Origin of the sequence: Hydrogenophaga sp. ZJX-1 (assembly GCF_048590325.1) — a bacterium.
In the GTDB taxonomy this organism is placed as follows: domain Bacteria; phylum Pseudomonadota; class Gammaproteobacteria; order Burkholderiales; family Burkholderiaceae_C; genus Hydrogenophaga.
On sequence record NZ_JBMBRA010000002.1, the window covers coordinates 241,929 to 253,754 of the forward strand.

The window sequence follows — 11,826 nt, forward strand, 5'->3', positions numbered from 1 at the left end:
CGGTGCGCGTGCCAGAATCTGCCGCATGGGTGAATCGTGGCGTGGTAGGCGGTGGTGGTGGCTGGGCGGCACGCTGTTGGCAGCGGCCGGCGCGGTGCTGATCGCGCGCCAGTCCATCGACACGCAACGTGCCCTGTTCGAAACAGACGCCCGCATCGTTCACCGGCTGCTGAGCCAGCAGGCGGTCCAGCACGACGCCATCCTCGACACCCTGGCCCTGCTGCAACCCGGTCCATCGGCGCCGGGCACAACAGCCAACGAGCAGCGCCTGCCCGCACTCTATCCACACATCCTCGCGGTGCAGCGCCGCGACCGTGACCAGGCCTGGCCCGACGGCGCACTGACCGCTGCGGAAACCACCTCGCGGCGCGACCGTCGGGCCGTGATCGCGGCGGCCAGCGATGGGGACCCCGACCGCTACCGGCTGGTATTGGCGGCCGAACCCACCAGCTATGCGTTGACCCTCTCGGTGCGTGGCATGGTGCCCTGGACCGAATGGCCCATGCAACCCGACAACAGCCCGGTGCGGATCTCGCTCGCGCTGGGGGAACAGCGCGTGGACCTGCAGACCGGGGACACCGCCGCGCTCGACGCGGGACAAGGCTGGCGTTTCAGCTTCCACAAGCCACTGGCCGCGGCGAGCCAGCCGTTCGAGGTCGTGGCCGAACGGCAACTGGGCTGGTCGCAACTGCCCTGGGTCCGCATGGCGGGCTGGACCGCCGCGGTGGCCGCCGTGCTCGCCCTGGTGGCCCAGGTGCAGGGCCTGCGCACCGCGCGCCGCCGCGCCGAGGCGTTGCTGCGCCTGGGCCAGGTTGCGCGCCTCAACACCCTGGGCGAACTCGCCGCCGGCATGGCGCACGAACTCAATCAGCCGCTCACCGCAGTGCTGGCCAACACGCAGGCCGCACAGCGCCTGCTGGCCGACGATCCACCCGAACTGGACACCGCGCGCGGCGCGATGGCGCAGGCCGCCGCGCAGGCCCGGCGCGCCGCCGATGTGGTGGGGCGACTGCGCGCAGCGGTGGCGCAGCCCCAACGCCCGGATGCAACGATCACGGACCACGAGGTGGATCTGGCCGATGCACTGCGGCGCGCGCTGCACCTGCTGGAACCCGAATGCCGACGCCGCGGCGTGGTGACCGAGTTGCATGCGCCCGATGCGGTTCGCGTGAACGCCGACCCTGTGGCCGTGGACCAGATCGTGCACAACCTGCTGACGAACGCGCTGCAGGCAATGGACGCTGTGGACCCGGCACAACGCACACTACGCCTGACCGTGCAGCGCCTGGATGACGCGGGCGAACTCCGGGTCGCTGACCAAGGGACAGGCATTGCGCCCGAGTTGCTGCCACGCCTGTTCGAACCCTTCTTCTCCACGCGCGAGGGCGGGCTGGGCCTGGGTCTGTCGCTGTGCGAAACGCTGGCTCAGGGCATGGGCGGCACCCTGTCCGCTGCGAACCGGCCAGGCGGCGGTGCGGTCTTCACGCTGCGCTTGCCCTTGCAGGAGCCCACATGAACACCCTCTCGCCGACGGTCCACCTGATCGACGACGACGCGGCCGTGCGCGAGAGCCTGGCGCTGCTGATCGGCACCGTAGGCCTGCGCGTCATCCCCTGGGCCGACCCGCAGGCTTTTCTGAGCGCCTTCGACCGCGAGGTGATCGGCGCCATCGTGCTGGATGTGCGCATGCCTGGCATCAGTGGTCTGGCGGTGCTCGACACCCTGGTCGCGCAGGGCGTGGACCAGCCGGTGATCATGCTCACCGGCCACGGCACGGTGGACATGTGCCGCCGCGCCTTCAAGGCGGGCGCGGCCGAGTTTCTGGAGAAGCCGGTCAACGACGAGTTGCTGATCGAAGCGCTGCAGAACGCGGTGCGCCAGCATGTGCGTTCGCGCGAGCACCACCAGGCCGACCGCGAAGCGCGCGAACGTTACGCGCAGCTCTCCGAACGCGAACGCGAGGTGCTGGGCCTGATCGTGGCGGGCCTGACCAACAAGGAGATCGGCCGCGCGCTCGATCTCTCGCCTCGCACGGTAGAAACGCACCGCGCCAACCTGTTTGCCAAGCTGCAGGCCGAATCGCTGGCGCAGTTGATCCGCCGCTTCGCCGCGCTGGTGGACGCGGACAACGCCGCTCCGTAGTTTTACGGAGCCTCACGCGTAGGGGCCCGAATGGCGGCAGCGGCGACGAATTTCTACAGTTCTCCCACGGTTGATCGAACCGTTCAACACCCCAAGGAGAACCCCATGAAAGCCGTCGTTTCCGCCTTTGCCATCGCCCTGCCCCTCATCGCCAGCACCGCCAGCGCCCAGGCCGTGCGCACCGAAAAGAACATGTCGCTCGAACTGGCCAGCCAGATCGCCGCCGCCACCGTCGCGTCGTGCAGTGCCAGCGGCTACAACGTGACCGCCGCCGTGGTCGACCGCGCCGGCACCCTGCGCGCCCTGCAGCGCGCCGACAACGCCGGCCCGCACACCGTGGGCGCCGCGCAGGCCAAGGCCTACACCTCGGCCTCGGCCCGCAACGCCACGGCCGCGATGCTGGAGAACGTGCAGAAGAACCCCGGCGCCGCGACGCTGGTGGACATCCCGGGCTTCCTGGTGCTGGGCGGTGGCGTGCCGGTGAAGGTGGGCAACGAAGTCATCGGTGCGGTCGGCGTAGGCGGTGCGCCCGGCGGCCATCTGGACGAGCAATGCGCGAACGCGGGCATCGCCAAAGTGGCCGAGCTGTTGAAATGAAAACGCTGTTACTGGCCTTTTCGCTGGCTCTGGCTGGCGTGGCAGTCCAGGCCCAGGTCGCGCCCAGCGCGGTCGAAGCAGCGGCCTACACGGGTCTGCACATGGCTGCGCACAAAGGGGACGTGGCCAAGATCCAGCGTCTGCTTGCTTCCGGCGCGGCACCGAATGCCACCGACAGCCACGGGCGCACCCCGCTGCACGTGGCCACGTTCGCCCGGCAGCGCGATGCGATCCGGGCGCTGGTGAAGGCCGGTGCCGATCCGAACCAGCTGGAAAACGACCGCTACGACGCCGTGACCATCGCCTCGGTGGCCGACGACGAGGAGACGCTGAAGGTCTTGCTGCAGTTGGGCGCAAGCGCGAAGCAGGTGACCAGCCGCTACGACGGCACGGCCCTGATCGCGGCCGCGCACCTCGGGCACGACGGGGTGGTGCGGCAGCTGATCGCGGCCGGCGCGCCGCTGGACCATGTGAACAACCTGCACTGGACGGCGGTGATCGAGTCCATCGTGCTGGGTGACGGTGGCCCGCGCCATCAGGCCACGCTCAAGGCGCTGGTCGATGCCGGGGCCAATCTGCAGCTGGCGGACCGCAGCGGTCAGACGCCTCTTGCGCTGGCCAAGGCTCGCGGTTATCCCGCGATGGTGTCGATGCTGGAAAAGGCTGGGGCTCGGTAAGCCTCTCGCCCTCCAACATTGCCTCAAGGGAGGAGGACCGGTGCAGCCGGTCCGGGGGACACGAACGGAACAGAGCGCGCTGGCGCCCCGATCCCGCGAGGTGCAGGCTTATGAAAGCGTGACGCGAGCAAACTTCCGCTTGCCCACCTGCACCACATACACACCAGCACCCAGTTTCAGACCCTTGTCGCTGATCACGACCGAATCGATGCGCACACCGCCGCCATCGATCAACCGGTTGCCCTCACCGTTGGACGCCACCAGCCCCGCCGCATTCAGCAGTGCCGCAATGCCCATGGGCGCACCCGACAACGACACCTCGGGAATCTGATCCGGCACCCCGCCCTTGCTGCGGTTGATGAAGTCCTGCTCCGCCATATCGGCCGCCGCTGCGCTGTGGAAGCGCGCCGTGATCTCCTTGGCCAGCATCACCTTCGCGTCCTTGGGGTTGCGACCGCCGGCCACTTCCTGCTTCAGCGCCTCGATTTCCGCGATCGACTTGAACGACAGCAGCGTGTACCAGCGCCACATCAGCGTGTCCGAAATGCTCAACACCTTGGCGAACATGGTGTTGGGCTCTTCGGTGATGCCGATGTAGTTGTTCTTGGACTTCGACATCTTGTCGATGCCGTCCAGACCTTCGAGCAGCGGCATGGTCAGGATGCACTGCGGCTCCTGGCCGTATTCCTGCTGCAGGTGGCGCCCCATCAGCAGGTTGAACTTCTGGTCGGTGCCGCCCAGCTCCAGATCGCTCTTCAGCGCCACCGAGTCGTAACCCTGCATCAGCGGGTACAGGAACTCGTGCACGCTGATCGGCGTGCCGGCCTTGAAGCGGTCGTGGAAATCGTTGCGCTCCATCATGCGCGCCACGGTGTACTTGGCGGCCAGCTGGATCATGCCCATCGAACCCAGCGGCAGACTCCACTCGCTGTTGTAGCGGATCTCGGTCTTCGCCGGGTCCAGCACCAGGCTGGCCTGCTTGTAGTAGGTCTCGGCGTTGGCCTTGATCTGCTCGGGGGTCAGCGGTGGGCGCGTGTTGTTGCGCCCGGACGGGTCGCCGATCAGGCTGGTGAAGTCGCCGATCAGGAAGATCACCTGGTGGCCCAGGTCCTGCAACTGGCGCATCTTGTTGAGCACCACGGTGTGGCCGATGTGGATGTCGGGCGCGGTCGGATCCAGGCCGAGCTTGATGCGCAACGGCACACCGGTGGCTTCGGATCTCGCCAGTTTCTTCACCCAGTCGTCCTGTGGAATCAGTTCTTCGATGCCCCGCAGGGTCACCGCCAGAGCCTCGCGCACGCCGTCTGTCGGCTGGACCGCCTCCGAGGTGGGTTTCTGAACACCTTTTGTTTCGTTAAGGCTGTGATTCATAAGGGTTTTTTCAGATGCAACAGCCCTGGAACTGGCTATACTTTTGGTTTCCGAGCGTGGATTTTAGTGGTCCTGCCCCCCGAGCGTCCCGGCGAGACGCAGCCCGCAGCTCCGCGGGAGGGTCCGTGTCCTGCTTCTGGTCCTCTTTTCTTCTTTGATTGCGTGCCACTCCGGTGGCCCACCCGCTGGAACCGTACCTTGATTTCACACAGCCCGGACTCGCTGCCCCAGCTTGCGCGCTCTTCCTCCAGTCTCCTGGTCCGTGGCCTGACCCGGCATCCCCGCCGCATCATGCTCGGCGTGGGTGCGGTTTTGCTGGGCACCGGCGTGACGGCGTTTGGCATTGCACCACTGGCCCCCGATGCCGCCAAACTGCCTGTGCGGCAAGTGATCGAGGCGCTGGACACAGCCCCTCTGGGTGCCCCGCTGCTCAACGACATTTCCTTGCCCGCCGCATCGCTCACGCTGTTCCGCAGCGATCAGGTGCGTCGCGATGACACCGCCCAGACCCTGCTGCAGCGCCTCGGTGTGGCCGACTCGGCTGCCCTGGCGTTTCTGCGTGACGACGCCACGGCGCGCCAGTTGTTCGCTGGGCGCCCCGGCAAGCTGGTCAGCGTGGAAACCAACGACCGCCACGAACTGCAGCGCCTGAGCGCACGCTGGCTGCCCGACGACGGGCGTCAGTTCCAGCGCCTGGTGATCACCAGCGGCCCGCAGGGCTACAACGTGCAACTTGAAACCGCCGAGCTCACGCCCAGCGTCCGCCTGGCCGGCGGCGTCATCAACAGCTCGCTGTTTGCCGCCACCGACGCCATCGGCCTGCCCGACGGCGTGGCGGTGCAACTGGCCGAGATCTTCGCGTCCGACATCGACTTCCGGCGCAACCTGCGCCAGGGTGATCACTTCAGCGTGGTCTATGAGAGCCTGGAGGCCGACGGCGAAACGCTGCGCGCGGGTCGTGTGCTCAGCGCCGAGTTCATCAACGACGGGCGCAAACACGAAGCCGTCTGGTTCGAGGAACCCGGTCAGAAAGGGGCCTATTACGGCTTCGATGGCCAGAGTTCACGCAAGACCTACCTCGGTTCACCGCTGGAGTTTTCCCGCGTCAGCAGCGGCTACGGCATGCGTTTCCACCCGATCTCGGGCCGCCAGAAAGCCCACCTGGGTGTGGACTACGCAGCCCCCACCGGCACGCCCGTGCGCACCATCGGTGACGGCGTGGTCTCGTTTGCCGGCTGGAAAGGCGGCTACGGCAATGCGATCGAGGTCACCCACCGTGACAACCAGACCACCCTCTTTGCCCACCTGAGCCGCATCGATGTCCGCAAGGGGCAGAAGGTCTCGCAGGGCGACCGCCTGGGCGCAGTGGGCTCCACCGGCGCCTCGACCGGCCCGCACCTGCACTTCGAATTCCGCGACCGGGGCGTGCACCGGGACCCGCTGGAAATTGCCCGTCAGAGCGAAAACATTCCGGTGAGCCCGACGTTCCGCGCCCGCTTTGAAGCGGTGGCGCAGTCGCAGCGGCAACACCTCGCCGCAGCGGCCACAGTCCAGCAGGCCAGCGCCGAATAAGCCACCGTCCGGCAGTCTTCCCCTCAAACAAAAAAGCCCTGCGAGAAATCGCAGGGCTTTTTTTCTGGCCGGGACGCCACCGATCGAATCGGTGGATCCCGAGCGCACGGATCAGAGTTTCTGCAGCGCGTCGATGCGTTCTTCCATCGGCGGGTGGGTCGAGAACAGCTTGCCCAGGCCACCGGTGATGCCCATGGCCTGCATGGTTTTAGGCAACTCGCCGGGGGTCAGGCCGCCCAGGCGGGCCAGCGCGTTGATCATGGGCTGCTTGCGGCCCATCAGGCTGGCGGCGCCGGCGTCGGCGCGGAACTCGCGCTGGCGGCTGAACCAGGCCACGATGATGGCGGCCAGGAAGCCCAGCACGATGTCCATCACGATGGTGGTCACCATGTAGCCGATGCCCGGGCCGGAGTTGTTGTCGCTGCCGCGGCGCAGGAAGCTGTCCACCGCGTAGCCGATCACACGGCTCAGGAACACCACGAAGGTGTTCATCACGCCCTGGATCAGCGTCATGGTCACCATGTCACCGTTGGCCACGTGGGCCACCTCGTGGCCGATCACGGCCTCGACCTCGTCCCGCGTCATGCCCTGCAGCAGGCCGGTGGAGACGGCCACCAGGGCCGAGTTCTTGAAGGCGCCGGTGGCAAAGGCGTTGGGCGCGCCGTCGTAGATGGCGACTTCGGGCATGCCGATGCCGGCCTTCTCGGCAAACTTCTGCACCGTCTGCACGATCCAGGCCTCGTCGGCGTTCTGAGGCTGGTTGATGATGCGCGCGCCGGTGCTCATCTTGGCCATCGTCTTGCTCATCAGCAGGGAGATGATGGCGCCACCAAAACCGATCACGAGCGAGAACCCGGCCAGGGCCGTCATGTTCAGTCCGTTGGCGGTGAGGAAACGGTCCACACCCAGGATGCGGGTGGTGACCAGCAGCACCGCCATGACGGCGAAGTTGGTCAGGACAAACAACAGGATGCGTTTCATGCAATCTCCAGGGAATGGAACAACGGGCAAATCATAGTGGGGGCGGCATACACCGTTTTCAAGCCGGGGCTTGGGTCTGGCCTCAAACCTGCGGCAGCAGGTAACGCCGCTCCCAGGCGCTGATCTCGTTCAGGTAATGATCGTGCTCCAGCGCCTTCACCGCCAGGTAACCGCGCACGAAGCGCTCGCCCAGCAGGCGCGGCGCGTGCTCGCTGGCTGCCATTTGTTCGTGGGCGGTGTCAAAAGTTCGCGGCAGACCACGCGCCTGGGCATGACCATTGCCCTCCACGGGCGCCGTGGGCTGCACCTTGCCTTCCATGCCGGCCAGCCCGGCGGCCAGCGTGGCGGCCATGGCGAGGTAGGGGTTGGCATCGGCACCCGCCAGGCGGTTTTCCACCCGGCGTGCCACGGGAGCACTCACGGGCACGCGCAGGCCGGCCGTGCGGTTGTCGTAGCCCCACTGCACATTGGTCGGCGCCTGGCTGCCGGCCACGTAGCGGCGGTAGCTGTTGACGGTGGGCGCGTAGATGAGCATGAGGTCCGGCGTGTACGCCTGCAGACCGCCGAGGTAGTGGAAGAAGGTCTCGCTGGCCGAGCCGTCGGCGTGGCTGAACACATTGCGGCCCTGGGCGTCCACCACACTCTGGTGCAGGTGCATGGAGCTGCCGGACTGACCGGCGATGGGCATGGCCATGAACACGGCGTTCAGTCCGTGCTGCAGCGCGATCTCGCGCGCCGCGGTCTTGAACAGGAAGGCCTGGTCCGCCACCGCCACCGGGTCGCCGTGCAGCAGGTTGATCTCGTACTGGTTCTCGCCCACTTCGTGCAGCCAGGTGTCGGCGCGGATGCCCAGGCCATCGATGGCCACGTGGAAGGCGTCCCAGAACGGCGCCAGCTCGTTGAGCGCGTTCAGACTGAAGGCCGACTGGCCGACCTCGGGGCGACCGCCCTTGCCGGTGGGGGAGGCCAGCGGCAGGGCCGGGTCGGTCATGGCCGCGGTCAGGTAGAACTCGATCTCGGGCGCGATCACCGGCGCGAGCCCCGCTGCGGCATACCGCGCCACCACGGTCTTCAGCACCGAGCGCGGCGCGAACTCACACAGGCTGCCGTCCATTTCATGCGCATCATGCACCGCCAGGTAACGCGGCGTGCTGGCCCATGGCGAGCGCTTGAGCGTGGCGAGATCGGGCACCAGGCGCACGTCCGGGTCGCTGTCCGGGAAGACCGGGTCGTCGCTGTATTCGCCGGTCACGCACTGCATGGGGATGGCCTGGCAGATGCGCAGCTCGCCGCCGGCGGCGAAGCTGGCGGCGGGCATGAGCTTGCCGCGCGGGTAGCCGGTGACGTCGGCAAACAGGCATTCCACGTCGCGCACGCCGCTGGCCTTGAAATGGGCGGCGAGCTGGGCGCGGTCGGCGTCTTGCGACAGCTTGAGGTGAGACCACGAAGGGGAAACGGGCAAGGTCATGGGTTGTCCAGCAAAACAAACGGTAGCGCCGTCGGCCGACGGCGCCGCGCGCCTCAAACGGGCACGCGCCTGGGGCGAAACACGCCGGCGTCGGTGTAATACGCGGGGTCTTCATTGGCGGGCCACCAACCCGGCACGCCCAGCACGGGCAGGGGCGTGAACGGCTTGGCGCCCAGCCCGGCGGCCGTGAGGCGACCGGCCAGCCAGGTATCCCAAGCCGCCAGATCGCCCCCCAAGGCCAGAGGCACCGGATCGCGGACCACGTGGCCGGTGATGGACTTGTAGGGAGCCACCAGCTTCTCGGTCAGCGCGTGACCAAACAGGACCAGCCGCGCCTGTGCCCACAGGGGCCGCAGCTCCACGAAGAGGCGGGTCCACTCGCGGGCGATCAGCGCGTCCCAGAGTTCGTCTGGGGCCTGCAGCAGCACCGCGTTTTCATCGAACAGCGTGATCGCGTCGCGCACCGGCCCCCGCACCTGGCCCACGCCCGCCTTCGCGATTTCAGTCGCCTGCAGGCGGTTGAGCAGGCGCTTGGTGGCGGGGAAGCGCAACCACACCAGGCCGTTGAAGAAGTCGTGCAGGCCTTCGCGGGTGGGCACGCTGCCGGTGTCGAAGATGAACTGCTCGTAGGCCATGCCGTCGGGCAGATCGGTTTGCGGCACAAAGCGCGGGCCGGCGGTGCCGATGCGCTGCGTCAGCGCCAGCGGCAGCGGAACACCCCGATCACAAGCGCTGCGCACCGCCGCGCCATCCACGGCAAACGGCGCATTCCAGGGCTGCGCCCAGTCGGGCGCCGGCCAGGTCTGCATGGCCTCGCTGAACGCGCACATGGAAGGTCAGTCCACCAGCTTCCAGGGCAGCGCCTCGCCCGAGCGCAAGGGCTTCAGCTCGGCCTCGCCAAAGGCAAAGCTCTCGGGCGGCGTCCAGTTTTCGCGTTTCAGGGTGATGGTGCCGGTGTTGCGCGGCAGGCCATAAAAGGCCGGGCCGTTGAAACTGGCGAAGGCTTCGAGCTTGTCGAGTGCGCCGGCGTTGTCGAAGACCTCGGCGTACATCTCGATCGCGGCGTGCGCGGTGTAGCAGCCGGCGCAGCCGGTGGCGTGTTCCTTCAGGTGGGCGGGATGCGGCGCGCTGTCGGTACCGAGGAAGAACTTGGCATTGCCGCCGATCGCCGCGGCCACCAGGGCCTGGCGGTGGGTTTCGCGCTTCAGGACCGGCAGGCAGTAGTAGTGCGGACGGATGCCGCCGGTGAAGATGGCGTTGCGGTTGTAGAGCAGGTGGTGCGCGGTGAGGGTGGCGCCCAGAAACTCGTCGGACTCGGCCACGTACTGTGCGGCTTCCTGGGTTGTGATGTGTTCCATCACGATCTTGAGTTCGGGGAAGTCGCGGCGCAGGGGCTGCAGCTGCTGCTCGATGAACACGGCTTCGCGGTCGAACAGGTCGATGTCGGGGCTGGTGACTTCACCGTGTACCAGCAGCAGCATGCCGGCCTTCTGCATGGCCTCCAGCGTTTTGTGGGTCTTGCGGATGTCGGTCACGCCGGCGTCGCTGTTGGTGGTGGCGCCGGCCGGGTAGAGCTTGGCGGCGACCACGCCGGCGTCTTTGGCGCGGGCGATCTCGTCGGCCGGCAGGTTGTCGGTCAGGTACAGCGTCATCAGCGGCTCGAAGGCCACGCCTGCAGGCACGGCAGCGCGGATGCGCTCGGCGTAGGCCAGGGCCTGGGCCGCGGTGGTCACCGGCGGCTTGAGGTTGGGCATGATGATCGCGCGGCCGAACTGGGCCGCGGTGTGCGGGACGACGGTGTGCAGGGCGGCGCCGTCGCGCACGTGCAGGTGCCAGTCGTCGGGGCGGGTGATGGTGAGGGTTTGAGCTGGGGCGTTCATGGAGGAATTGTCCCACCCCCGCGCCGCCTTCGGCGTCACCCCCTCACGGTGGCGCCGCCAGCGGCCCGGCAAAGCCGGTTCCGCGGCTGCCCTGGCTGGAGCCCTGGCAACGCGGGACGATCCTCAGGCCTTGGCCGCAGCGGCCAGGTGTTTTTCCAGATCGTTCCAGAACGCATCCACCGAGCTTTTGGCCTTTCGCGTGCCCGGCCGCTCGCGGTAGATGCGGATGTCCAGCGCGGTATCGAGGCCCTGCCCGGCACTCACCAGGCGCTTGCCGCGCAGTTCGCGGCGCACGGCACTGGCCGGCAGGAAGGCAATGCCATGGCCTTCGAGCGCCATGGCCTTGAGGCCTTCGGCCATGTCGGTTTCGTAAATGCGGTCCAGGTGCACCGGCACGGTGCTCTGCTTGAGCATCTGCTCCACGGCGCGCCCCATGTAGGCGCCGGGCGCGTAGGCCAGGTAGGGCAGCGGATGCGCTGCCGTGCCCGGCAGCGTGAACAGCGGTTCGCCCTGATCGTTGGGTTTGACATAGGGCGACAGCGTCTCGCGGCCCAGGGGCAGCATCTCGTAGCGCGCAGCGTCCAGCTGGATGGGCTGCGAGGTGTGGTGGTAGGCGATCAGCAGGTCGCAGCTGCTTTCGACCAGGCGCATCACGGCGTCGTGCACGTTGAGCGCGATCAGCCGGCTCTTGATCGGACCGCAGCTTTCGCGCAGGCTGGAGAGCCAGGCCGGGAAGAAGGTGAAGGCCAGCGTGTGCGGCACCGCGAACTCGATCACGTCTTGCGCTGCGGCCGTGTGGGCCCTGAGCATGGCCCGCGTGGTCTGCAGCGCCTGCAGGGTTTCCAGCGCCTGCTCGTAGAGCGTCTGGCCCGCGGGCGTGAGGCGGGTGGGGTAGGACGACCGGTCCACCAGATCGGTGCCGGCCCAGGCTTCGAGCGACTGGATGCGGCGTGAAAACGCGGGCTGGGTGACGTGACGCAGCTGCGCCGAACGGCTGAAGCTGCGGGTTTCAGCCAGGCTCACAAAATCTTCCAGCCACTTGGTTTCCATGGCCGCGGATTATGCGCGCGGGTGAATTCCGGTGTTGTTTGACGCTTTGTGGTCATGGGCATCCGTTACGATAGCAGGTACCTAGGGT

General features: G+C 67.5%; 11 protein-coding genes. 5 read left to right on the forward strand and 6 right to left on the reverse strand.

Annotated elements, in window-relative coordinates; translation table 11 throughout:
- The first annotated feature begins 25 nt into the window (after positions 1-25).
- From ACN5W5_RS05885 to ACN5W5_RS05900, 4 genes are all read left to right on the forward strand, one after another.
- A complete protein-coding gene (locus ACN5W5_RS05885; protein ID WP_420047628.1) occupies positions 26-1,516 on the forward strand; it encodes a sensor histidine kinase in 1,491 nt (496 codons plus the stop codon).
- Positions 1,513-2,142 (forward strand): response regulator transcription factor, encoded by a 630-nt coding sequence (locus ACN5W5_RS05890; protein WP_420047629.1) that lies wholly within the window; start codon positions 1,513-1,515, stop codon positions 2,140-2,142. Before ACN5W5_RS05885 ends, ACN5W5_RS05890 begins: the two co-directional genes overlap by 4 nt.
- Before the next feature lie 105 nt (positions 2,143-2,247).
- Complete coding sequence (locus ACN5W5_RS05895) at positions 2,248-2,739, forward strand: GlcG/HbpS family heme-binding protein (RefSeq protein ID WP_420047630.1); 492 nt, start codon at positions 2,248-2,250, stop codon at positions 2,737-2,739.
- Positions 2,736-3,416, forward strand: a complete 681-nt coding sequence (locus ACN5W5_RS05900; RefSeq protein WP_420047631.1) for an ankyrin repeat domain-containing protein — start codon at positions 2,736-2,738, stop codon at positions 3,414-3,416. The genes ACN5W5_RS05895 and ACN5W5_RS05900 overlap by 4 nt, the downstream gene beginning before the upstream one ends.
- Positions 3,417-3,524: 108 nt before the next feature.
- On the opposite strand, the gene tyrS is transcribed toward ACN5W5_RS05900, so the two are convergent.
- Positions 3,525-4,787 (reverse strand): tyrosine--tRNA ligase, encoded by a 1,263-nt coding sequence (gene tyrS / locus ACN5W5_RS05905; protein ID WP_420047632.1) that lies wholly within the window; start codon positions 4,785-4,787, stop codon positions 3,525-3,527.
- Between the two features lie 198 nt (positions 4,788-4,985).
- Here tyrS and ACN5W5_RS05910 point away from each other — a divergent pair, with 198 nt between their 5' ends.
- Entirely contained in the window at positions 4,986-6,359 is a 1,374-nt protein-coding gene (locus ACN5W5_RS05910; protein WP_420047633.1) for a M23 family metallopeptidase, read from the forward strand.
- A gap of 111 nt (positions 6,360-6,470) precedes the next feature.
- Here the strand turns inward: ACN5W5_RS05910 and htpX are convergent, their stop codons facing one another.
- The 5 genes from htpX to ACN5W5_RS05935 all read right to left on the reverse strand — a co-directional run bounded on the left by htpX (position 6,471) and on the right by ACN5W5_RS05935 (position 11,738).
- A complete protein-coding gene (gene htpX / locus ACN5W5_RS05915; protein ID WP_420047634.1) occupies positions 6,471-7,340 on the reverse strand; it encodes a protease HtpX in 870 nt (289 codons plus the stop codon).
- Between the two features lie 82 nt (positions 7,341-7,422).
- Positions 7,423-8,808 (reverse strand): glutamine synthetase family protein, encoded by a 1,386-nt coding sequence (locus ACN5W5_RS05920; protein ID WP_420047635.1) that lies wholly within the window; start codon positions 8,806-8,808, stop codon positions 7,423-7,425.
- A 53-nt stretch (positions 8,809-8,861) separates the two neighbouring features.
- Positions 8,862-9,638 (reverse strand): DUF3025 domain-containing protein, encoded by a 777-nt coding sequence (locus tag ACN5W5_RS05925; RefSeq protein WP_420047636.1) that lies wholly within the window; start codon positions 9,636-9,638, stop codon positions 8,862-8,864.
- 6 nt (positions 9,639-9,644) lie between these two features.
- Positions 9,645-10,688, reverse strand: coding sequence for a dihydroorotase (pyrC, locus tag ACN5W5_RS05930; protein WP_420047637.1), 1,044 nt, complete (start codon positions 10,686-10,688; stop codon positions 9,645-9,647).
- 123 nt (positions 10,689-10,811) lie between these two features.
- The gene (locus tag ACN5W5_RS05935) at positions 10,812-11,738 is read right to left on the reverse strand and encodes a LysR substrate-binding domain-containing protein (RefSeq protein WP_420047638.1); all 927 of its coding nucleotides are present in this window, start codon (positions 11,736-11,738) and stop codon (positions 10,812-10,814) included.
- Between the last annotated feature and the right edge of the window lie 88 nt (positions 11,739-11,826).